This window comes from Psychroflexus sediminis (assembly GCF_900099815.1).
Lineage (GTDB): Bacteria > Bacteroidota > Bacteroidia > Flavobacteriales > Flavobacteriaceae > Psychroflexus > Psychroflexus sediminis.
The window spans coordinates 21441-45304 of the sequence record NZ_FNCW01000010.1; the positions used below are offsets into that span (position 1 = coordinate 21441).

The following is a 23864-nucleotide window of genomic DNA, read 5'->3' on the forward strand; positions in this document are numbered from 1 at the left end:
AAAACTTAAATCCACATTAAATTATTGTTCATTGTTAAGGCTAATTCTTGAAGGGTTGTATTTTTGGGCATAAAATTAAATCGATGACTCATTTTCATACACTTTCTATCAAAGAAATCAACAGATTAACCGATAAGGCTGTTAATATAGTTTTTGAAGTTCCTTCTGAACTGGCTTCAGAATATACTTTTAAAGCGGGACAATACATTACTTTGGAAGCCAGGATTGATGGCGAAGAGGTGAGGCGCTCTTATTCCATTTCTTCCCAAGAAGGAAAAGACCTGGGAATTGTCGTCAAAGCCATACCCGGAGGAAAGTTTTCCAATTATGCCAATTCTGCTTTAAATGTTGGGGATTCTATGGAAGTGCATCCGGCGGAAGGTAAATTTGTTCTGCCAGAGCAAATCGATGAAAAAACCTTTGCTGCTTTTGTCGCAGGAAGTGGGATCACGCCTGTAATGTCGATGATAAGAACTTCATTATCCCAGTCTGAAACCTCCAAATTTGTTCTGGTCTATGGTAATAAATCTCCGCAGCAAACCATTTTTTTACAAGAACTTTTGAGTCTCCAGAAAGAATATCCAAAGCGATTTTTTCAGGAATTCATCTATAGTGAGGCTAAAGAGGATGAGGCTGGATTTGGAAGGATAGAGCGCTCGACCGTGAATTACATCATCAAAAACAAATATGATGGCTATGCGTTTTCAGAATTTTACCTCTGTGGTCCGGAGCCGATGATAGAAGCCGTCACCGAAAGCTTAATTTCTGCTGAAATCGACAAGGACAAAATTAAATACGAATTGTTTTTCTCTAAGTCGGAAGGCAGCGTGGAAGCCAGCACAGATGGTAAAACACGAGTAACCGTGATTGTAGATGATGAAGAATTCGAATTTACTATGGAGCAAAGCGAAGTGATCCTGGATGCTGCTTTAGCTCAGGACATCGACGCCCCGTATTCTTGTCAGGGAGGAATTTGTAGTTCCTGTGTTGCCAAAATTAAGGAGGGAACGGCTGAAATGAGAAAAAATCAAATTTTAACCGATGATGAACTTGAAGAAGGTTTGATCCTGACCTGTCAGGCGCAACCTACCTCTGCAAAAGTCGTCGTGGATTACGATGATATTTAGTCGTTTTCGATGTTTTTAAGCTGAATATTTAAGGCTTTTACACTGATTTGGATTTCGATAATGGATAAGATGAGTGAAACCATGAGTAAGATCAGTGAGACTCCGAATATGATGCTGCCTAGCGTCTGCCAGGTTTCATAAATCGCAAACATGCTTACCACGCAAAGGAGAAGCGAAACGATACCGAATAATTGCATGTTTTTGATAAGAGTGACTCGCTTTTTCAAGTTAGAAATCTGCGCCTTTACGTCGGTATCCGGATGGTCCTGATACTTTTGGTGTAGATTCCTTATCAAGCCAGCAATGGTTAAGAACCTGTTGGTATAGGCGAGAAGCAGGAGTGAAATGGCAGGAAAAAGCAAAGCTGGCGTAGTCAAGGAAACATCCATAAGAAATTCATTTAGAAAAGTGAGTCAAAGATAGTTAGGCTATATCAATTCCGTAGGATCCTCGGAAATAAAATAGTATGATGGGTTGCCTTTCTATGCTGCCTTAAAACTGATACCTCAGATTTAACATCAGGTTTCTGCCAGGGCTGGGAACATTGAAAGCCCTCAGAATAGATAAGTGATCTACATAAGTTTCGTTGAATACATTCTGTAAGGCAACGGAGGCTTCAAGTGATCTAGATTTTCTAAACTCAAAGATCTTGCTTAAACCAATATCCACTAAAGAAAATCCACTGGTTTCTTCTTCATTGAAGCCTGGTTGGTCTTGTTTCGCAACCCCTCTTACTTTTGTAAAAACTGAGGTGTCTTGAAGTTTGCCAAAACTATAATTCACTTCTAAACTGGCATTGTCTGGAGGTATAAAGGTAAGGGGTTCATCAAAATCTTTATTTTCCCCCCTGACCATAGCTGCACCGAGATTGAATCTCAAATTTCGATTTGCTAAAGCGACATACTGGAGATTGAGTTCGCTGCCGTAAAGTTGGGCTAGTACTTGCTGGTATTCCCAGATCTGAAGTCCAGAATCCGATCTGATTTCGCCGGTGTCTGCAAAGAAGATATAATTATTGACCTGACTTCCAAAAATAGACCAGTCCAGTCTAAACCTATCCATGCTTAAGCTGTAATTAAAATCTAATTGTATGCTTTGCTCGCGTCCAAAATTGGCGTTGCCTATTTCAAATCTGCTGGTACCCGGATGCTGACCAAAAGAATACAATTCGGCTAAATCCGGTGAACGAAAACCAGAGGAGAAATTGGCCTTTAGTTTCTGAGTTTTACTTAAGCTTTTCGTAATTCCAAGCGAACCCGTAAACCCGCTAAAATCGGATTCCAAGGTCCGGCTTTCGGGATTACCCGGCAATATAAAGCCTTGTTCAATAAACTGAGCATCGCTGGCATCTGCATTTACCTGTCGATAATCGTATCTCAAAGCCCCCTGAATAAAATAGGTATTCCAATCCCAGTTCACCATGTAGTAAATACCGTTTTCAGCATAATTGGCATTGGGAATCAAAATCTCCTGAACCTTATTTTGATTTTCATTCTTCAAAAAATTCCCTTGTACACCAAAATTATGAGTGAAATTTCCCTTATCAAAATTAATCCTGGCATTGTAAAAGGTGTTATTTTGATTGAGGCCTAAGTCCACTAGACTGATGCTGCTTTCTATTTCTTTTCTGGTGTTATAATGATGAGAGACGTGAAAAAAACTTTCAAATGTTCCATGGTCTATGTGTTGGTTGTACGAAATCAAGACGTCGGTCACTTCCTGAAAAGGCAGTTGCATAGTTCTGTCATTTCGAGTCGTGGCATTAGAATTCATCAACTCATCTTCTCCAATGATTCCAAGATTTTGCATGGAGTAGGATACCGATAACTTATTATCGAAGTTTTCTTTTTCGATTCCTGCGTGAACTCTGGCGCTACTCATGTTATACCTGCTGTTTCCAATAATGTTGCCGTCACCAGATATGTAGTCTGCATGATTTTCGTAGGCAAGTTCGACCCCATAGAACAGGTTATTTTTCAAGTTCTGCCCTGCCGAGCCGTAGGTCCTCAGTCCCCTGGAAACCGAATTGAAAGACGTTCCTATATTACCGGAAAGTCTTGTCGAGTTTTTATAAAATTCATCATCATGAATCAAAATCACTCCACCTAGAGCTCCCGAACCATAGAGAACAGAGGCGGGTCCTTTGATGACATCGATACGCTCTACCCCTAGATCATTGATACCCAATCCGTGATCGGCACCCCATTGCTGGTTTTCCAGTTTATTACCCTGAAAAATAGTGGCTACCCGACTAAAACCAAGTCCGCGTATAAATGGCTTTACAATACCCTGGCCAAATTCTGCGCCATAAACCCCGGGTACTTCTCTGAGAATTCCCATCACACCGGAAGGACTGCTTTTATTTTCTATGCGATCCATACTCACTGGGGTGTAATTGTAAGGGGTTTTTGAATTTAATCCCGTTTGCCGGTCGATGATGACCACCTCATCCAAAGTGTTGTTTTTTGCCTTGAGCTGAAGGACAACTTTTGTGATTTCTTCTGATTTTACCTCAACCGACTTAATTTGATCGATATAGCCCAGGGAGGTTACCCGGAGCTGATAAGTTCCCGGGACCAAATTTTGAAACAGGTACTTTCCATTTTGATCTGTAATGCTATACGTATCCTGTCCCAGGACTTCAATGCTAGCAGAGGCTCCTGCTTCATTTTCGAATAAAATTTCACCTTCAATACTTCCAGTCTGAGAATAGCTTCCGAGACTCATTAGAAACAAGACCATAGAAAATATATATTTCATCAAGATTTAATTTAAATTTAGACAAACCTAAAAATAATTAATGTGTAAATCTAAATATATTATAAGAATAAAAAAAATACTTACTTTTGTGCATCTTAAAATTGTTTTATGTTTTCCTTATCTGAAGAGAATTATTTAAAAGCTATTTTTCATTTACAAAAACATTCCACCGCTGGAGTGAGTACAAATGCTTTAGCCGAAGAGATGCAAACCAAAGCTTCTTCGGTCACAGATATGGTCAAGAAGCTATCGGATAAGAAACTGGTGGTTTATAAAAAATATCAGGGCGTGTATTTGTCTGAGTCCGGCCGTAAAACCGCTTTGAAAATCATAAGGAAGCATAGGTTGTGGGAGGTATTTCTGGTAGAAAAACTTGACTTTTCCTGGGATGAAGTCCACGATGTGGCAGAAGAACTGGAGCACATCAAGTCGGAAAAATTAATTTCAGAATTGGACAAATTCCTGGATTATCCCAAAAGAGACCCGCATGGGGATCCCATTCCAGATGCGAAAGGCAATTTTCAGGTGGCCAACAAAACCCTGCTATCCGATTTGTCCACAGGTGAAAAAGGAACTTTGGTGGGGGTAAAGGATACCTCGCCGGAATTTTTGAAGTACCTCGACAAAAATAAAATTGCCTTAGGTAAAACCATAGAAGTTCTGGATCAGGAAAAATTTGACGGGTCTATGTTGATTCAGATTGAGAAAAACAGGCTGAGAGTATCGACATTGGTGACTGCAAACATTTACATTAAAATTTAATTATGGAAAATATTCTTTCTTTTTTTGAAGCTCAGGATCCGGTGATGGCTGCGCTTATTGCTACCATTTTTACCTGGTTGGTAACCGGGCTTGGCGCTTCTTTAGTCTTCTTTTTCAAGGGTATGAACCGGAAGTTATTTGATGCAATTCTGGGGTTTACCGGGGGGGTGATGGTAGCGGCCAGTTTCTGGAGTTTGCTGGCGCCTGGTATAGAAATGAGCGAAGGCGAAGGTTTTATAAAGGTGATTCCCGCGGTCGTCGGTTTTATCATGGGAGCACTTTTCATTTTTGGTTTGGATAAGATTTTACCTCACTTGCATGTCAATTTCAAGGAAAGCAGGAAAGAAGGTGTAAAAACCAAGTGGCATAAATCCGTATTACTCACACTGGCGATTACCTTACATAACATCCCTGAGGGTCTTGCTGTTGGCGTTTTGTTCGGCGGTGCAGCAGCTGGAATGGAAGGCGCCAGTATTGGTGGAGCAGTAGCTTTGGCTATTGGTATTGGTTTACAAAATTTTCCTGAAGGTTTTGCTGTGGCTATGCCCCTGCGCGGACTCGGACTTTCTCGCTGGAAGAGTTTCAATTATGGACATCTATCGGCGATTGTTGAACCCTTTGCTGCTGTGCTAGGGGCCTGGGCCGTGTTGACCTTTGAACCGATTTTACCTTATGCGCTTTGTTTCGCCGCTGGAGCTATGATTTTTGTCGTGATCGAAGAAGTCGTTCCGGAGTCCCAGCAGGCCAGAAATATTGACCTGGCAACGCTAGGTTTTATTGCTGGCTTTGTGGTGATGATGACCTTAGACGTTGGTTTAGGATAGTCTTTTAATTGTTCCTTGTCAAGGCTCTGCCTAGTGCAGTTGAAACATTTTTATATCCGGTTAGTACTGGAATTGCTTAGCAAACAGATTGCCTATCTCCGCCGACCCTCTTTCAAAAGACTGAAAAACTTAAAGAATCAAATCAGAGTTTTATGGGTATACTTACTCTTATCTTTGATTTCTGAAACGCTAACCCACACGACTTATGAAATTTTATCTATTGGCTTTAGCTGTGATGTCGATGACATTAAGTCTCAACGCTCAAAATCCTGCTGACGTGGCCGAGTCAGGCAAGTCAGAAGAAAACCTAAAGACTACGTCAGATAAAGTTCAGGTGCCCGAAATTTTAACAATACTCGGTGTCTTGAAAGACATGCAGGTAGACGATAAGATCATCACATTCAAAAGTGTGTTGAACGATGGACGTTGCCCAAAAAAGGTGACTTGTGTCTGGGCTGGTGAAGCCGAAATTCTTATAGAAATAAAGGACGGAGAAGAGTCCATAGCCAGGAAAATCACTATTCCTGCCCTGGGCTTTCACAGAGAAATTTTGTCAAGCCCAACACATAAAGTTTACATAAAAAACCTCACACCCTATCCTGTAAAACCTGGTGAGAATATTGAAAATTACCAGCTTTTACTAAAGATTGTGGCAACAAAACCTTAAGTGATTATTTCTTTGGAAATGCTTTTTTATTAAAGACCAGTAAAAGACCAAAACCAGTACTGATAGCGGTATCGGCAATATTAAATACGGGCTCAAAAAACACAAAGCGTTCGCCTCCCCAAATGGGAATCCACTCTGGTAAAATGCCGTTATAGATTGGGAAATACAGCATATCGACCACCTTTCCCTTTAGTAATTGGCCATAAGGTTCTTCTGCAAAAAGTGTTGCTACCTGCCCCAGACTGCTGTCGAAAATAACCCCGTAAAACACAGAATCGATAATGTTACCAATTGCTCCAGCGAGAATAAGGGATTGACAAATAATTAAAATTTTAGGAGAATTCTTCTTTACGGAATCCCAAAGCCAATAACTGATGAGACCGATAGCGATAATCCTAAAAGAGGTTAAAAGAATCTTACCATAAGCTCCAGGAATTTCGGCACCCCAGGCCATACCGTCGTTTTCCACAAATAGGATACGGAACCAGTCGAAGACACGTACTTCTTCACCCAACATAAAATGGGTTTTGATATAAATCTTAGACACTTGGTCTATCACTAAAATGATAAGGATGAATAGGGAAGCTTTCTTTAATGACATAAGTTTAGTTTGAAAGACAAAAATAGTTTTTTTATTGAATTGGGATTTCATTTTAAATGCTTTTGCTGGTTATCATATTTTTAGATAAGGCATTACTGTCTTTCATTAAGATGTGGGTGTCTTTTTCTGAATGTGTTTTATACTGGCTTATCCTGGTTCAGGTATAGAGCATACTGAGTAGGTTCGCCTGACTCTGCGGCTTGAATATGGGGAAAGTTCCAATAAATGAATGGAGGAATTTCGATCTAAAACCATCCTCCTGCAAAAAGGAACCATTTATATTCTTAAATGGCTAATCAGTTCTGATTCACCAGAACCTCGGTCAAAACCTGCGGTACTTCCGTGATTTCGATGTTAAACCTGTAGGTGACTGACTGATCTTCGTGAGTGATGATTTTAAGAAGTCCTTTCCTGACAGGGTAGTATCCCGTCTGACCTCTGCAAAAGCAAAGCCTTCCAAACAAAAGCTTGGCTTGGCTAAGTTCTTCGTCTTTTAATACTATTTCTTCTTGATCGGGCTCGATTTCAGCATAAATGACTTCAGTGTATTCGTCGTCAGCTACACTGATATCTTGGTTTCGTTTGTATTCAAATTTCAAGACCCTTTGTTTGCCTTCTACTACGTCCGGGTAGGTGCTTCCAGTACCATCGGTTTTGATGACCAGAGCCTTGTTTTTTAAAACTTCAAAGCTGCAAGTTCCTGCTTCTGGACAATTAGTGATTGTGGTTTTATCCCTGTGGTCTTTTACGGTGTTTTTCTGGTTGGTTTTACAAGCTAAAAGACACAAGAAAAGGCCAGGTAAAAAAATAAGTCTTAACTTCATGGTCATTTAATTGTAAACAGAATTCCTAAGTAATATATAATAAATTATTAGTTTAATTCAAGATCTATACCTATTTATGATGTCATCTTATAACAGCAGGATTATAATCAGTCTAGTTTCTTTCTTTTTTTTCGCCAATTCTGGTTTTTCCCAAAATAGGAGTTCATTTTGGACTCAGGTAGATAAGAATAACCTGAAAAAAGTTCAGTTTAACAGGTCAATTCCAGAAAAGAGCAGCTATCTCATCTTGGATGCTAAACGGCTGGAAGAGTTCTTGGCCACTGTTCCCGGGCGAAGTGAAAGCAAAACCTCTTCAAAAATCATCAGCTTTCCAAATGCAGAGGGCGTATTGGAGTCTTTTAGAGTAATGGAGGCTTCAGTTATGACGCCAGAGCTTCAGGAGAAATTTCCTGGTATACGGTCTTATACAGGCAGGGGAGTTAATAATCCATCTTCGAGTATTCGCTTTAGTATGTCTAAAGAAAAAGGACTGAGCTCCATGCTGTTATCAGGCGAAGAAACAGTTTTTATTGAGCCTTATCAGCTAATGGATAACGTCTATATCAGCTATATTAATTCTGCAGGTGATAAGCCTAAAGAGGATTTTGAATGCCTGACCGAATATATTCCCCTTAAAAATTTGATGTCTAATGAAGAATTTAAAGCTTTAAAAAATGCTAATGATGGAAAACTGAGAACCTATAGATTGGCTTTAGCCTCTACGGTGGAATACGCTCAATTTCACGGTGGAACTTTAGCCGATGTTATGGCTGCTATGAATTCAACGATGACTCGTGTAAATGGAGTTTTTGAACGTGATTTAGGTTTAACGATGGTTTTAGTTGCCAACAATGAAGATGTTATTTTCCTTGGACCGGACACAAATTCAGATCCATATACAAATGAGGATACGTTTGCGATGTTGAGTGAAAATCAAACGGTTTGCGACACTAATATCGGTTCTGCAAATTATGATATCGGGCATGTGTTTGGTACAGGAGGAGGTGGTGTTGCTACTCTGGGATCTCCTTGTACAAATTCTAAAGCGCGAGGGGTAAGCGGATCCTCGTTTCCGACTGGAGATACATTCGATATAGATATTGTTGCTCATGAAATGGGGCACCAATACGGGGGGAATCATACTCAAAACAACGACTGTAATAGAAGTACGGTCTCTGTAGAGCCTGGAAGTGGTTCTACAATTATGAGCTATGCAGGGATTTGTCCTCCAAACGTTCAGGTGAATAGTGACGATTATTTTCACGGAGAAAACATAAAAGAAATGTGGCTGAACATTTCATTGGGAAATAGCAGCAATTGTCCAAGCATAACAACAACTGGAAATACAGCTCCTGTTGCTAAAGCAGGCTCCGATTATTTTATTCCAAAATCAACCCCTTTTATCTTGAGAGGCAGCGGTTCAGATCCGGATAATAGCGATGTGCTCACCTATGTTTGGGAGCAGATCGATAGAACTCCCGCGCCCATGCCACCCCAATCCACTTCGACTTCAGGGCCCTTGTTCCGTTCTATACCTCCTACAACTTCACCCAATCGATATATGCCTTCCTTTAGTACTGTGCTTTCCGGTTCCTTATCTTCAACCTGGGAGGTAGTTCCTTCTGTAGCCAGAGAAATGAATTTTTTACTTACCGTGAGAGACAATTCTATGCCTGCAGGTAATAGTAATTCAGAAGAAGTTACTATTACGAGCGTGGATACCACTCCATTTGTTGTACTTACACCACCTACATGGCCTTCCGGTTCAACCCAAACCCTTAATTGGATAGTTGGTGAGTCTAATATTTCGCCTATAAATTGTAAAGCAGTAAATATCTATTTTTCTGAAGATGGTATAGATTTCTCTACACCCTTAGCTTTAGGGGTTGCCAATACTGGATCTGTAGTAGTAACTCTACCCTCGATTGCCAACACATCAACAGCAAGAATTCTAATTGAGGCAGCAGATCATATTTTCTATTCAGTAACAGATGCTTTTGCTGTCGGAACCTCCTCGGATTTTACCATTAATTCATTAACACCAGAAAAAAGCGTTTGCAACTTAGACACTGCTAGCTACGAATTTGACTTTAAAACCTCCAATGGCTTTTCAGAAACAACTGAATTTTCGGTCTCTGGTCCTAATCCTATAAATTACTCATTTACGCCGTCTAATTTAGATGCCAACGGGAGTTTTAGTCTGAACTTGACTAATCTGTTAGACCTAAATCCAGGGGATTATACACTTGAAATTACAGGAACCTCCACTTCTATTACTAAAACGACCAGCGTTAAACTCACTATAAAAACCGGCGGATGTGAATCTATCGCTAATACAAACTATGAAACAAGTACCACGGGAGTGATGATAAATGATGCGGGGACTACTATTTTGAGCAATCTTAATACGGGTAAACCAGCAGGTTATAGCGATTTTACCAATATTGTGACAGATGTGATAGTAAATTCTCCATATGAACTCTCGATTAATGTGAATACTGATGGCCAGTTTCAGACTAAGACCTACGTTTGGATTGACTGGAATAAGAACTGCAGTTTTGATGATCCTGGAGAACAGTATGATCTTGGCAGTGCTTTTGATTTGTCCAATCAACCCACAGCGAATTCTCCAGTAATATTCACTGTGCCAACAGATGCTGTTTTGGGCAATACAACCATGCGAGTGACCACAAAGTACATACCTAGCAATAGCAGCGATTTTCCAAAAGCCTGTGAGAATGGGTTTGACGGCGAAGTCGAGGACTACACGTTAAATGTACTTTCTACCTTAAGCTCAGATTCATTTTCATTTCAAAATCTATCTATCTATCCTAATCCTAGCCAGGCTGTATTCAATATTCAATTTGCAACTGAAAAAAGTGCAAAAATTCAATTGTCCCTCTTTGATTTAAGAGGCCGATTTCTACTTAGAAATGAATATGATGTGTATGGTGACTTCAGGAAAGAATTGGATTTAAGTCAATTTGCCTCTGGAGTCTTTCTTTTAAAGCTAAGTGACGGATACAGAAGTATAACCAAAAAGATCATCGTTGAATAAGGATTTTCGGAAAACATCTTTGACTTGAAGAGATGTTCTATGCTTTTATTCTATCAGCTAATTTTCTTCGGACTCCGAAATAACCGGCCTATTGGTAGAAGACTTGTTGATAGTGTTCAAACTCTTACTTTCAATCCGGAATCCGGGGTAAATGACGAGGTGAAAAAACAGGTATGAGCAGAATTGCAGACTCCACAAAAAAAAATGGGTGAAGGCCTGCAAATAATACAGGGTCTTAATGACAGGGATCATCCTGGAGATGGATGGAAAGAATTAAAAATCCTTTATGCCGGAGTTTAATTTTTTTATAAAATGGGTTTTAGTTCGAAGGTCTTTTGTATTTAAAATCGGCGTCAACTTAAGTACTTATATAAAAGAAACCCCTTTTTGGATATTCCAAAAAGGGGTAAGAACCAAAATTTAAAATCTATAACTAGCGGTTTCTCGATCTTTTGCCTCTAGTATTTCCTTTAGGTCTTGAGCCTCTCTCAGTTTTATGGGCACTTCTGTTATATGACGAAGGTTTTGTTTGGACCGAATTTCTTCTAGAGGTCTTTCTGTTCACCTTGGCATTTCTATTCGATGTTCTTCCAGAAACCTCATTTGCTTTTCTGTCGTGTGTTCTGGCCTGTTCATTTTTTTTCAGGTTTAGAGAACCGCTTCTATCAGCATTCATGTTTCTACGTGCTTGTCTAGAAACCGGACTCCTCCTGTTGGTATAATCTATTTCTCGAGCTTTTCTAGTAGCTCTTGAAGTTACCTCTCTGCGAGTTCTGTTATTTCTTTCTGAAATTGATCTAGAGTTTCTTTTATTCGAAGGCTTAATCGTAGAGACTCTGGAATTTCGCATCGACTGGATTGACTTATGACGTCTTTGAACATTGGATCTGACATCTCTCTCCATTCTGTTTCTGGGAGATTGAGTATATCTTTGCGATCTCGTATTGTGAGTTCTTTGCCTTGCATTTGAATGTCTTCTATTCAAATCAAAATCTCTGAAGTTATTCGCATAAGGTCTGTAATAAATATGTCTTACAGGTCTGTAGAACTGTCTGTAGGGCTGTAAGCTTACCAAACTGAACTGAGCAACAGGCATGGCATAATACCTGTGCCAGGGTCTCCTTACATACCTCCTGTTCGAATGATTTATAAATCCACTTTGTCTCCAAACCCTATGGTTTCTGTAAAAGAGTTGTAAACCACCAATTCTACTAACCAAGCCATAGGTATTGTAGTCGATTACTATATTTCCTATTTGATGTATACGACCATAATAGTCGTAGAAGACAGGAGTATTTTGTATCTGTATAATAGCACCATAATCATCATATTGTACATAAGGGTTATAGTCATAGCCCGAATTGAAACTGAAATTCACATTCGCGATGTTAAATCCCACCGATACATTAGGACCGTAATTGGGGATAAAAAAATCAAACTGGCCATCTTGAAAGACAGAAAATTCTATTCCATTTTCCATAAAAATAAAGGGCTGGTTTTGACTGTTGTTCCAATTATTGGACCTTGAGTCAATTTCATAACCTGAATGATTTGCCCAAACAGGTGTGGTGAAAAAAACAAACCCTGCTAGTAAAAAAATAAATCGTTTCATGACATTAGATTTAATGTTGTGAACATCTAAAACCAAAGTTTATGCCACGAATTATAAAGTTTTGATAATCAGTGTTTATGAATTATAGGGAATGCTTTAAAAAGGAAATCACACTCCAAATTGCTGAAAGTGGTGGTCCAGATGTTTATATCCGGACTGCCCCCACATCCAAACTTTCATTTTTCCAAAGACGGGATGCTCCTTGGAAGGCTTAAAGTATTCTTTTGAGTAGTGCATGCGTTTCATTAATGCTTTAAGCTGGGCTTTTTCAGTTTCAAATCCTTCAGTATCGCTTATCACAAATTCTTTGGCTGTAGGTAAACCTTTTATCCATGCCTTATCATTATAGAGCATTGGGTTCATGAATTGCAGGAGAAATCTAACAAAGAAATTTGGACGTTTTAAGTCTTTCTCACCAAGAGCAACCTGAATTACTTTTTGGCAATGACTCAGCATCTGGTTAACATTCATTTTACCCCACTTGGCTTGGTGCCCCGGAGTTAACTCCTCTAAGCGAGAGCTAAGTTCCTGGTAAGCTTCTTTATCAAAGATAGATTTCATAGGATAGGTTCTAAGATTCTTTAAGTTTAAAATCTTTGGGTTTTAATTTGCTCTCACCAACTATTTATACTATGTTAAACATCAGATATCGCTATACAACTCATTATTTATCCATCTATTTTCTTGTTCATAATTTCTCCCGTCCAAAGGCATCGGGATCGGGACTATGCAAATTCACAGCGTCAAATAAGAAAAAAGCAATTTCGTTCTCTTAACCATATTAAATACTCAAAATGGTATGTAAACAGGCCTTATCTTTTACTCTCATAAATATAAGATTTAAATTTAAATGGAAGCTTTAAGTAAATGTCTTATAAATCGTTTTAAAGTTGGATATTTGATGCAAAATCCTGAAGTGAAAAGCCCAAATGATTGTAAGACCTAAGCTTTGAAATTTTGGTTTGGATTTATATAGCTGTGAAATTGCTTTAATTTTTTAGAATGACTTTAAGCAGAACACGTTTTAATGCTTCGAGATATCCAGTCTTTAAATAAAGTTATTTGACTAACCTGGCTATTTGAGTTAAGAACAGAATTGACATTAAAAAGCAACCAGTTCCTGAATGCTCATCATATTCAAGGCCTGCTGTATTCCGTCTTTAAGTTGATTGTATTGCGCTTTGTTAAATGTTAGCTGCAGATCCGGATAAGGAGTGTCGACTATGACTCTAAGCTGCTGGTCAGGAAATATATACGCCCTTTCCTCAAAAGGAATTGCGAAAAAAGAAAGGTTCCAGTCCAGAAACTCTTCTTTACTGAGACCGATAATAACCTGTTGAAAATAGACACAGACCTTTTCGCAGGAAGAGCATTGGGAAATCAAATATTCAGAATCTTAGTATAAAATAGTGGTGTCACACATGGCTTTAGATTTAGGGCCTGGGTTCGCCATCACTGGTTTTTTAGAATGGTGATGGCGGAACAGGATGTCATTTAAAAAATCAATATACGCATCAAATATAAAACTTATTTAGATTTGATAAAAATAATTACATGCTTTCTCTCTGCCTATTTTATTTTTCCTTAAAATGGAACAGGTGGTAGAGTATAGGGTTCATTTTAAAGACTGAGGAGTCAGATTTATTTTTTAATGACACCTGGTCATTTTTGTTTCTTTTTCTGTATACTAAGTATGAATTTCATATAAATTACAGCTCTATGAAAATGAAAAAAGGGATACCCTGGATCGTCACAGGACTTGGACTGTTTATTATCATTTTATATTTGATCAAGGTAGAAGCTGCCTTTTCAGATCTGAAATCTGCAGAAGACGTTCGTCTTTCTGTCAGGAATTTTCAAATCAGTATCTGGTGCGCCTGGGTGTTGATCACCTCCTCAGCCACTTATTACCAGTGGACTCAAAAGAAATACGTTCTTTTTGTACTGGATTATATTATAGTAATCATCGCCTTTATTTTTCTAAGGCATTACCTGAATCTTGGGGAAGCCAAAAATCTGTGGTCATTTGGCGATGCGTTCATCATGGGGAGTAATTATATGACCTTAAGAAACGCCTTACTCATTTGCTTTATGACCGCTTTTGTGCAGGGAGCCATCTGGCTCTTTTCAAGCAAATGGCATCGAAAATGAGTTTTTATGCTGAATTTGGATAGAGACAGCTTAATTTATGTCGACATGCATCTTTATCCCAGAATTGATTTCAGAACCCCGTCCTGGAACCCGATGATAATTAAAGGATTTAAGTTGAAGTCAATGTTCCTTCAAACTTAAATGCTGGGATTGAAAACTGCTTTGTTATTTTAGATACTAAGTATTATATTTAGACTGAATTCTTTCTAGAGTGTCTTTAGGCAGTTGATAAGGAACCAGTGATTTTCGAATACTGTCATTTTCAGTATAATTTTATCCATCGGCAATTGATACGTCATCCCTCAGGTTTTGCAGCAGATTAGCCTGAACCATGAAGTTAGCTGGCATAATGGATCTCTATCCAGCTTATTACTTTCTGAAATGGAAGACATTAAAAAGCCCGGTTCTCACCAGGCTCTGAAATGTTGATCAATTTATAGTATTTAATTATTACTGGCTGTCGCCGGATTGTGCGTATTCCAGTACGGTATTCCAGACCCTGAATACGTTCTTATGGCAGATCCTGGCAATATCTTCGTCCGAATAGCCTCTGCGGATGAGTTCTGCAATAAGATTAGGAAATTGGGAAACATCCTTTAGACCTTCAGGCAGGGTATCGCCTACACCGTCATAATCAGATCCCAGACCCACGTAATCGATACCCACTAGGTTGACCACGTGGTCTATATGGTCGGCTACTTTTTCCACATCGGCATAGTTGTAAGGGTTGTTGGTATTGAATTCCTCTATAATGGGTTTTGCAGCCTCATCATCGTAACTCAGGTCCTTTTCTTCCAGGAGTTGCTTAAGCTTCTCCCGGTTTTCATCCCGGCTTTTCTGAGAGGCTTCATCCAGGAAATTAGATCCAAAATTGATCTGTATAACGCCCTTGTTTTCTGCAAGGCGTTTGATCAGGGTATCAGACATATTTCTTTCAAAACCAGGTGTAAAGTGCCTGCAGGAAGAATGAGAGGCAATGACGGGAACCTTGGTTTCTTCCATGACATCGTAAAAGGCATTGTCAGAAATATGGCTCACATCTACCATGATTCCCACGCTATTCATTTCACGGACCACAAGACGGCCAAAACCACTTAATCCCTGATGCGTGGCGGTAGTGTCGTAGCTGGAATCTGATATCTGATTGTCCTTACTGTGAGTAAGTGTGATATAGCGGATGCCGCGGTCAAAGAAATAGTTTACATTTTCAATTTGGGTTCCTATAGGGGCACCATTTTCCATACCCATGGGCAGAGAAATCTTACCTGCTTTAAAATTTTCCTGGACTTCAGCCGGGCTTCCTGCCAGAGCAAATTTATCCGGATAGGTTGTAGTCATAGAGGCAACCAGATCGATAAGAGAATCGGCAAGGGCTTTTGCACCACCTGTCTCCTGAAGTCCTGCGGGAATGTAGATCGACATAAAAGGAGCATCAAGTCCGCCCTGCTTTGCCCGGTCATAATCAAAATCACCTTCACCCGCATCGATAACAAGACTCCCGTTTTCAGGTGTTATTTTATCTATTCCCCGGCCCTTTAGCCAGTACGGAAGATCCACGTGACCATCGGTGATGATAAGAGCCTTAGCGAGGGAGTCGGCCTTCTGCTGTATCTGTTCTTCAGACATAGGTTTCTGGTCTTTAGGTTCGGTTTTGCAGGCTGTCGCGGCAAAAGCGATCATAAGCATAAGTACTATTTTTTTCATGGTATGGTTTGAAGTTAAGGCAGGGAAGTTAAGAAAATTTGTCAAAAAAACTGGTGGATTCCTACTGCTGACTATGCTGCCAGAATGGATGCCAAATTTTATCAGCACCTAAACTTAAATAGTCCTGGCAGTTCGGCAACTCTGGAAAAATGTCTAAGAAAAGGATTCCGGCAGGCAAAGGATTTACAGTTACTTTCTAATAATCCGAAACGGAAGGACGGTACAATCCATAGTCAGCTATACACTCTGTAGTATAGCTTTCCGGGTACAGAGTGGTATCCTTAAATTTAAATGTGATTTAGTTTTATTATTTTGTAATTTCAAACTGATTTCTTTTATGTTAATCATTTCATTTCTATGCTTACAAATGACCTTAAAAAACACCTGGAAGAGCGTTTCAGCTTCACTATAAAATCAGCCCAGGCCTTAAGAGGCGGAGATATCAATTCTGTTTTTCATTTAAAAGCCAAGACCAATGATGTTATCGTCAAGGTGAATAAAGCCAGTGTTTTTCCAAAGATGTTTCAGAAGGAATCGAATGGATTAACTGCTTTACGCGCAACTGAGGCGATTGATGTTCCTGAGGTTTTGGGCTACGCTGACTATAATTCTCAAACTTACTTAGTGATGGAGTATAAGCCTTCGGGTCAGATCAATCAGGAATTTTGGGAGCTGTTCGGTCAGCAGTTAGCCGATTTGCATCGCAAGACGAAGGAGGCTTTTGGATTTATGGAAGACAATTATATAGGAAGTTTGCCTCAGTATAACCGTAGTGCAGCAACTGCCTCAGAATTTTATAGGGAGAAGCGCTTAAAGCCTCAATTTCAAATGGCAAAGGACAGAGGTTATGAATTTGAGAACATAGAGATATTATATCAAAAGCTGGATCAGATTATTCCCAATGAGCCACCAGCCTTGATTCATGGTGACCTTTGGTCTGGTAATTTTTTGGTCAATTCCAATAATAAACCTTGCTTAATTGACCCTGCTGTGGCTTATGCTCCTCGTGAAATGGATCTGGCGATGATGAAGCTCTTTGGTGGTTTCGATGACCTGATGTATACAACCTATCAGGAATCCTTTCCTTTTGAAAAGGATTGGGAAGACCGTATGGGTTTATGGCAGCTTTATTATATTTTGGTACATGTGAATATCTTTGGAGGAAGCTATTACAAACGGGCGAAGGATTTAATAGGGTACTATGTTTAATATTTTCAACCTCAATAAGGATTGAATTCGAATTACTCAGGTAGTTTTGTAGCTTTAATTTTTTGAATTTCTGTACATGAAGATTGATAAATTTGTCCTGGCAGTAGTGTTGACTATTGTTGTCGCCTACTTTTTTCCCCAGTTTGGCGAGGAAGAAAGTGTGATTCCGCTAGACCGTATTGCGAGCATAGGTATTTCAATGATATTCTTTTTTTATGGTCTGAAATTAAGTCTGAGACAATTGGTCTCCGGCCTAAAAAACTGGAGACTACACCTGCTTATTCAGTTATCCACCTTTTTGATTTTCCCTCTGTTAGTCATCATGGTTTACCCTTTTTTTCAGGGGGATACCTCAGAATCTGTTTGGCTGGCCTTTTTGTTTTTAGCGGCACTTCCTTCCACGGTATCTTCCTCTGTCGTTATGGTCTCACTGGCAAAGGGAAATATGCCCGCCGCTATCTTTAATGCTAGTATCTCAGGGTTGATAGGTATTTTGATTACTCCTCTATGGGTTGGGATATTCCTGCAGCAGTCGAGTGTGGAATATAGTCTGGGCGATATTTACCTGAAGCTCCTTATAGAAATACTTCTTCCCCTCGTATTGGGTTTATTTTTGCAGAAATATTGGGGTAGATTCGCTCTGAAGTATTCTGCCTATTTAACGTGGTTTGATAAATCCATCATACTCCTGATTATCTATAAAAGCTTTGCTGAGTCTTTTGAAGAAGATATCTTTACCAGGCTAAAAGCTATTGATTTAGCTTTAATAGGTCTTGGCGTTGGGCTTTTATTTTTTATCGTGTACTTTACGATTGGCTATATTTCCAGAATGTTAAACTTTAATCGGGAAGATCAAATTACAGCCCAGTTTTGCGGTACAAAAAAATCACTTGTTCACGGCACTGTTTTTTCAAAAGTTCTCTTTCCGGAATCAATGGCTTTAGGAATAATGCTATTACCCCTTATGATATTTCATGCCTTTCAAATTCTGGTGATTAGCTTTATTGCTACCAGGGCTGGAGGAAAATTAAGAAATTGAACCTTGAACTTATGATTACTGGCTTTTCTTGGTCGGGGTGGCAGGATTACCTCCCTTTGGTCGGTGATCCTGAGTAGGGGTGTTGCTCAGGAAAAGCCAGCACCTATCGGTGCTTATACCTTTTTTAGTTATTTTATTTATGAAAGTTATCACTTTCAATATTTCATAACAAAAAAGCCAGTAATCAAAAGATTACTGGCTTTTCTTGGTCGGGGTGGCAGGATTCGAACCTGCGACCTCCTGCTCCCAAAGCAGGCGCGATGACCGGGCTACGCTACACCCCGAGTGATGTATAGTGACTTAAACTTTATGTATAGATGGGTCTCGCTTCATCTAATATATCAGCGGAGAGACAGGGACTCGAACCCTGGCGACGTTTGACCGTCGACAGATTAGCAATCTGCTGCATTACCACTCTGCCACCTCTCCAATGTTTTTTAAGAACTTGCGCGTTTTGCGGTTGCAAATATAAGTCCATTTTTGATTTTGACAAAGCTAAATCAGATTATTTTGAAGTTTCTTTAGTTCGCTTCAAGAATTATCCTCAAGGAGGATGATAAGATCGTTGGCCTCCAGCTTTCCGCTTTGTCGCCATACCATTTCCCCAGCTTTGTAAAGCATATAGGTGGGCAGTTTTTTGACTTTTAAAGCTTCAACTAATTGAGCATTTTTTTCAGCATCAATTTTTATCAGCTTGGCTTTGTCACCCAATGCCGCACTCACATCTTTGAGCTGATCGTGAATATTTTCACAATCCTCACTCCAGTCTGCAAAGAAATTGAGCAAAATGGGTTTTTGCTCATCAATGAGTTCACCAAATTTGGTCATCTGTTATTGATTTTATCTAAAATTAATTCAAAATAAGGCATTTACCAAATCTTTTATGAGGAGACACTTGTGGTTTCCGGTTGTTTTTTGAACTTTAATTTAGCTCGAGTCACTAAATAGAACATAACCGGAACGACGATTAGAGTTAAGAAAGTCGCGAAAATTAACCCAAAGATAACCGTCCAGGCGAGGGGTCCCCAGAAAATCACATTGTCTCCACCGATATAAATGTCAGGGGCATAATTTATAAAAAGTCCGAAAAAATCAACATTTAATCCGACAGCCAGAGGAATCAAGCCCAACACGGTGGTAATTGCCGTAAGCAAGACCGGACGAAGACGGGACTTTCCTCCAGCGACGATTTCTTCAAAATACTGCTGCCTGGTCAGCATTTCACCATCTTCCATATCCAGTTTTTCCTTTCGGCGGTCAATTAAAATCTGAGTATAATCGACCAGCACAATAGCGTTATTAACCACAATTCCAGCAAGTGAAATAATTCCCATCATCGTCATGATAATGACAAAATCCATTTGAAAAATGCTCAGGCCAAAAAAGACGCCACCCAAACTCAAGACCACGGCCATTAAGATGATGATAGGCTTGGAAATGGAGTTGAACTGCGCCACAAGAATTAAAAGTATTGCTCCGATAGCCAGCAAGAGGGCTTTAATTAAAAAGTTTAAATTTTCTTCCTGTTTCTCCTGTTCACCCGTAAATTTATAATCGATGCTTTCTTCCAAATCGAAATACTTTAGTTCCTGTTCCAGCTGACTTACGATTTCGTTACCATTATAACCGCTAAGCACATTGGAATAAATGGTAATGACACGCTTCAGGTCTTTTCTCTTGATGGCAGAAAAGGTTGAAGCGGGTTTGGTTGTAACTAAAGCAGAAATAGGCACTTGTATTATTTGGCCTTTAGTGTTCCTGAAGGTGACGGGCTGGTTGAAGATCGCATTCTCATCGTACCTCAATTCTTCATTAAATCTGACATTGATTTGATAATCTTCCTCGTTATCTTTATAGGTTGAAGCCTCTTCTCCAAATACGGATCTTCTGATCACCTGCCCAACCTGAGCAGAAGAGATCCCGAGTTTCCCGGCCTTTAATTTATCAACGGTCACGTCCAGTTCCGGCTTGGATTTATTGACATCGATTTTCAGTTCTTCAATTCCTTCTATGCCCGTCGCATTGATGTATTCGGTCATACGCTTAGCTTCAGCCAGCATAAGGTTATAGTCTTCTCCTTTGAGTTCAATATTGATAGGATAGCCTGAAGGGGGTCCAGCCTGGTCTTTTTCTACAATAATGGAAACCCCGGGAAATCCTTTAACGGCATCACGAACTTCCCCCAAAACCTTGCTGCTTTTCACACCTCTTCTTAACTTAAATTCTCGCATAGACAAGGTGACCTTACCTCGATTGGGCATGTCATTAACCTGGCCGGTGCTGTTCATTGGGTTTCCCGCGCCTTTTCCCACCTGAGAAATAGCGGACTCTACCATGAAGTTGTAACCGTCCTCATCTTCATATTTTTCGATGACTTCAAAAACACGCTGTTCCACCTTTTTGGTCAGGACATTGGTCTTATGGATATTGGTGCCTTCAGGATATTCAATGTAAGCCATGATTTGATTGGGCTGATTTTCAGGAAAAAACAGCACTTTAGGCTGAACGACAGACACCAGTACAAATGATAAAATCAAAATCCCTATAGTTCCGAAAAAGAACAGATAAGCATTCCTTTTACGAAGGGCATATTTTAATGATTTTTCATAGAAATTCTCTAATCTTTTAAGCGATCTGAATTGAAAAAAGTAAATGGCTTTAAGCAGAAATAGCTTATAAACCCAAAGCAAAATCGAAGCTAAAATAGCCAGGTTCCCGACACCTCTCAGCACACCAATGTCCAGAAGAAAACCGGCGATTAAGGATGAAATTCCGATAACTAGCAAAATCAAACTCCAACGAATCACCTGTTTATCTTTCAGTTTCTTCTCTTCTACTTTCATAAATTCTGAAGTCAGCATGGCATTGATAACCAAAGCAACAAAAAGGGAAGAGCCCAGCACTACAGATAAGGTGATAGGAAAATAAATCATAAATTTACCAATGGTTCCCGGCCAGAGCCCCAGAGGAAAGAAAGCCGCCAAAGTGGTTGCAGTCGATGCGATAATTGGCCAGGCGATTTCTCCAATGCCCTGCTTCGCTGCTGCTGTTCTGCTCATGCCCTGGTCCATCAGAGAATACACGTTCTCTACCACTACAATACCGTTGTCCACCAGCATACCAAGTCCCATCACCAGACCAAAGAGTACCATCGTATTCAGTGTAAAACCTAAACCTGATAAAATAATAAGCGATAAAAGCATAGACATAGGAATGGCCACGCCTACAAAAAGGGCATTTCTAAGCCCCAGGAAGAACATCAATACAATAATAACAAGAAGAACACCAAAGATGATATTATTCACTAAGTCATTGACCTGATTTTCTGTTTTGATGGATTGATCATTGGATAAGCTGATGTTCAAATTATCTGGATAATAGGACTTCCTCTCCTTATCCACAATAGTTTTGATTTCTTCTATCGCCTCAATCATATTTTTACCAGACCTTTTTTTGATGTCTAGCATCACTACGGGTTCCCCGTAATCTCTGGCGAAGGTTGTTGGATCTTTGGTATGGAAATTTATATCAGCCACATCTTTTAGATAGACTTCACCACCGTCGTTTTTGATGACGATGTTGTTGAGTTCGTCTGGAGATTCTATTTCCCCCAGAACCCGTATTGTTTTTTCAATACCCTTGGATACAATACTACCGCCAGAAATATTTTTATTTTCATTTCGGATGGCTGCTATTACATCGTTGAAGCTTACCTGCATGGCAGACATTTTGTAAATGTCCACGGCCACTTCTACTTCCTTATCGTCTATACCTCGTATTTTGGCCTCTTTAATCTGAGGTAAAAGTTCAATTTTATCCTGAAGATGCTCTGCGTGATCTTTTAATTGCTGTTTGTTGAAATTCCCTGTAAAACTGATATTTAAAATTGGAATTTCTTCAGAAAGATTGAGGTCAAAGACATTGGGTTCTACCTTTGCCCCGTTATCTAAAGTAGGCCAGGTGGTTTCCGATTTCACCTGGTCTACCTTGTCTTTAATAAGCTGCTTTGCATTCTGGACTTCTATATCCTCTTCAAACTCCACAATGACCATGGAGTAGTCCTGCATGGTAGTAGAGGTAATTTCTCTTACCCCTTTCACATTCTTAAACTCTTCTTCCAGAGGTTCTGTGATGAACTTTTCTATATCCTCAACTGAAGTCCCTGGCTGTACAGAACTAATGTATATTTTGGTCTCCACAACCTCGGGGAAGTCTTCTCTTGGCATAGTGTAATAAGCCATGATACCTCCAAATAAAATGATAGCAATAATGACATACACTGTCATTTTATTATCTATTGCCCAGGAGGAGATGCCAAATTCTTTATAGGTGTTTTTCTTTGCCATTAATTAGTTTTTTTGAAAGTTTAAAACTTTGACTTTTTCTCCTTTCTTAATCGTTCTTGCGCCTTCAGTGACGATGATATCAGAGGCTTTCAGTCCCTCCAGGACTTCAATTTCACCCTGATAGCTTTTGCCGAGTTTCAATTCTCTGAACTGGGCAACACCGAGACTGTCGCTTTCCATGCTGAGCGCAAATGTAAAGGATTGGCCCTGGGCGTTTTCCCTGAGAATATCTTCAGGAATGACAATAGCATCGTTTATTTTGTAATTGTTTATTTCTAAAGTGGCAATGAGGTTGGGTTTTACAAAATCAATGCTGTCCGGAATAGCCACCTTAACTCTGAAGTTTCTGTTATTTTGTGAAATATTACTGGAGACTTGCATCACTTCACTTTTAAATGTTTTACCGATAGCTCCAAACGAAACAATAGCTTCACTTCCTACATCTATACTCCCTACATAATTTTCCGGCACATTTGCACTGACGTACATTTCGCCTAAATTCAAAATTCTGAAAATAGGAGTTTGCCCGGGAGACACCACCTGTCCCTGATCGGTGATGATTTCATCAATTTTTCCATTGAAAGGGGCATAAATAACAGATTTCTTAAGCTGGCTTTCTACCTGTTTTACAGAATTATTGAGTTGCTCATAAGCGGTTTCAGCTTCCAAAAACTGAATTTCAGAACCTATATTCTGGTCCCAAAGGCGTTTTTGTCTTTCAAAGCGGGTTTTAGCCAAATCTCGACGGGCTTTCAGCTCTGCTAATTGATTGGATACACCGCCGTCGTCAATTTTGGCTAATTTTTGTCCTTTTTTAACTTCTTCACCTTCGCTGATGTAGATATCTTTCAGATTACCGGAGAATTCCGGGTAAATTAAAATATTTTCATCAGTTGTGGCTTCACCCAGTATTTTGATATAATGCTTAAATGCTCTGGGCTGCAATTCTCTTGCCTCTACCAAAGCATAAGCATAATCCTCTTCAAATCCAGATAATTTTTCATCCAATTTTTTGATCTTATTCTTCAGTTCAAGCATAGTTGTATTCAGAGCTTTTCGCTTTTGCTCAATCTCAGCTTGGGTTCCATTTTCAAGGACTTCTTCAACTGATTTTTCCTGGGGGCCACAAGACATCAAAAAGAACAGGGAAAGAATGGGTAGGTAATTCAGATATTTCATG

19 protein-coding genes and 2 tRNA genes are annotated in these 23864 nt (G+C 39.6%); 8 read left to right on the forward strand and 13 right to left on the reverse strand.

The window, feature by feature from the left end:
* Nucleotides 1-83: 83 nt before the first annotated feature.
* On the forward strand, nt 84-1127 hold the full coding sequence (locus tag BLP81_RS10200; RefSeq protein ID WP_093368372.1) for a ferredoxin--NADP reductase: 1044 nt from the start codon (nt 84-86) through the stop codon (nt 1125-1127).
* Here BLP81_RS10200 and BLP81_RS10205 read toward each other — a convergent pair.
* Both BLP81_RS10205 and BLP81_RS10210 read right to left on the reverse strand, forming a co-directional pair.
* On the reverse strand, nt 1124-1516 hold the full coding sequence (locus BLP81_RS10205; protein WP_093368373.1) for a DUF2721 domain-containing protein: 393 nt from the start codon (nt 1514-1516) through the stop codon (nt 1124-1126). The genes BLP81_RS10200 and BLP81_RS10205 overlap by 4 nt on opposite strands.
* A gap of 103 nt (nt 1517-1619) precedes the next feature.
* Nucleotides 1620-3887, reverse strand: coding sequence for a TonB-dependent receptor (locus tag BLP81_RS10210; protein WP_093368374.1), 2268 nt, complete (start codon nt 3885-3887; stop codon nt 1620-1622).
* A 108-nt stretch (nt 3888-3995) separates the two neighbouring features.
* On the opposite strand from BLP81_RS10210, the gene BLP81_RS10215 reads away from it, so the two are divergent.
* From BLP81_RS10215 to BLP81_RS10225, 3 genes are all read left to right on the forward strand, one after another.
* On the forward strand, nt 3996-4649 hold the full coding sequence (locus BLP81_RS10215) for a metal-dependent transcriptional regulator (protein WP_093368375.1): 654 nt from the start codon (nt 3996-3998) through the stop codon (nt 4647-4649).
* 2 nt (nt 4650-4651) lie between these two features.
* Nucleotides 4652-5473, forward strand: a complete 822-nt coding sequence (locus BLP81_RS10220; RefSeq protein WP_093368376.1) for a ZIP family metal transporter — start codon at nt 4652-4654, stop codon at nt 5471-5473.
* Nucleotides 5474-5678: 205 nt separating this feature from the next.
* On the forward strand, nt 5679-6140 hold the full coding sequence (locus BLP81_RS10225) for a hypothetical protein (RefSeq protein WP_093368377.1): 462 nt from the start codon (nt 5679-5681) through the stop codon (nt 6138-6140).
* A 4-nt stretch (nt 6141-6144) separates the two neighbouring features.
* On the opposite strand, the gene BLP81_RS10230 is transcribed toward BLP81_RS10225, so the two are convergent.
* Together BLP81_RS10230 and BLP81_RS10235 are read right to left on the reverse strand one after the other, a co-directional pair.
* Nucleotides 6145-6741 carry a lipoprotein signal peptidase gene (locus tag BLP81_RS10230; RefSeq protein ID WP_093368460.1) on the reverse strand — a complete coding sequence of 199 codons (597 nt, stop codon included), beginning with the start codon at nt 6739-6741 and terminating at the stop codon, nt 6145-6147.
* Between the two features lie 296 nt (nt 6742-7037).
* The gene (locus BLP81_RS10235; protein ID WP_143002829.1) at nt 7038-7565 is read right to left on the reverse strand and encodes a hypothetical protein; all 528 of its coding nucleotides are present in this window, start codon (nt 7563-7565) and stop codon (nt 7038-7040) included.
* A 76-nt stretch (nt 7566-7641) separates the two neighbouring features.
* Between BLP81_RS10235 and BLP81_RS10240 the strand changes: the two genes are divergently transcribed.
* Nucleotides 7642-10623: a zinc-dependent metalloprotease gene (locus tag BLP81_RS10240; RefSeq protein ID WP_245686453.1), complete on the forward strand. Its 2982-nt coding sequence runs from the start codon at nt 7642-7644 to the stop codon at nt 10621-10623.
* A gap of 433 nt (nt 10624-11056) precedes the next feature.
* Here the strand turns inward: BLP81_RS10240 and BLP81_RS10245 are convergent, their stop codons facing one another.
* The 3 genes from BLP81_RS10245 to BLP81_RS10255 form a co-directional block, all read right to left on the reverse strand.
* The gene (locus tag BLP81_RS10245) at nt 11057-12235 is read right to left on the reverse strand and encodes a hypothetical protein (RefSeq protein ID WP_093368380.1); all 1179 of its coding nucleotides are present in this window, start codon (nt 12233-12235) and stop codon (nt 11057-11059) included.
* Between the two features lie 108 nt (nt 12236-12343).
* On the reverse strand, nt 12344-12796 hold the full coding sequence (locus BLP81_RS10250; protein ID WP_093368381.1) for a DUF1569 domain-containing protein: 453 nt from the start codon (nt 12794-12796) through the stop codon (nt 12344-12346).
* Nucleotides 12797-13337: 541 nt separating this feature from the next.
* Nucleotides 13338-13619 carry a hypothetical protein gene (locus BLP81_RS10255; protein WP_093368382.1) on the reverse strand — a complete coding sequence of 94 codons (282 nt, stop codon included), beginning with the start codon at nt 13617-13619 and terminating at the stop codon, nt 13338-13340.
* A gap of 335 nt (nt 13620-13954) precedes the next feature.
* Between BLP81_RS10255 and BLP81_RS10260 the strand changes: the two genes are divergently transcribed.
* Nucleotides 13955-14386 carry a hypothetical protein gene (locus BLP81_RS10260; RefSeq protein WP_143002830.1) on the forward strand — a complete coding sequence of 144 codons (432 nt, stop codon included), beginning with the start codon at nt 13955-13957 and terminating at the stop codon, nt 14384-14386.
* A 450-nt stretch (nt 14387-14836) separates the two neighbouring features.
* On the opposite strand, the gene BLP81_RS10265 is transcribed toward BLP81_RS10260, so the two are convergent.
* Nucleotides 14837-16090: a membrane dipeptidase gene (locus BLP81_RS10265; RefSeq protein ID WP_093368384.1), complete on the reverse strand. Its 1254-nt coding sequence runs from the start codon at nt 16088-16090 to the stop codon at nt 14837-14839.
* Between the two features lie 357 nt (nt 16091-16447).
* Here BLP81_RS10265 and BLP81_RS10270 point away from each other — a divergent pair, with 357 nt between their 5' ends.
* The gene (locus tag BLP81_RS10270) at nt 16448-17299 is read left to right on the forward strand and encodes a fructosamine kinase family protein (RefSeq protein WP_245686454.1); all 852 of its coding nucleotides are present in this window, start codon (nt 16448-16450) and stop codon (nt 17297-17299) included.
* 76 nt (nt 17300-17375) lie between these two features.
* The gene (locus BLP81_RS10275; RefSeq protein ID WP_093368385.1) at nt 17376-18338 is read left to right on the forward strand and encodes a bile acid:sodium symporter family protein; all 963 of its coding nucleotides are present in this window, start codon (nt 17376-17378) and stop codon (nt 18336-18338) included.
* Between the two features lie 206 nt (nt 18339-18544).
* Here BLP81_RS10275 and BLP81_RS10280 read toward each other — a convergent pair.
* The 5 genes from BLP81_RS10280 to BLP81_RS10300 form a co-directional block, all read right to left on the reverse strand.
* Nucleotides 18545-18622: transfer RNA gene (locus tag BLP81_RS10280), tRNA-Pro, on the reverse strand.
* Nucleotides 18623-18683: 61 nt separating this feature from the next.
* A tRNA-Ser gene (locus BLP81_RS10285) sits at nt 18684-18767 on the reverse strand.
* A 102-nt stretch (nt 18768-18869) separates the two neighbouring features.
* Complete coding sequence (locus BLP81_RS10290) at nt 18870-19166, reverse strand: thioredoxin family protein (RefSeq protein WP_093368386.1); 297 nt, start codon at nt 19164-19166, stop codon at nt 18870-18872.
* Between the two features lie 53 nt (nt 19167-19219).
* Entirely contained in the window at nt 19220-22684 is a 3465-nt protein-coding gene (locus BLP81_RS10295) for an efflux RND transporter permease subunit (RefSeq protein ID WP_093368387.1), read from the reverse strand.
* A gap of 3 nt (nt 22685-22687) precedes the next feature.
* Entirely contained in the window at nt 22688-23863 is a 1176-nt protein-coding gene (locus BLP81_RS10300) for an efflux RND transporter periplasmic adaptor subunit (RefSeq protein WP_093368388.1), read from the reverse strand.
* Nucleotide 23864 lies beyond the last annotated feature (1 nt).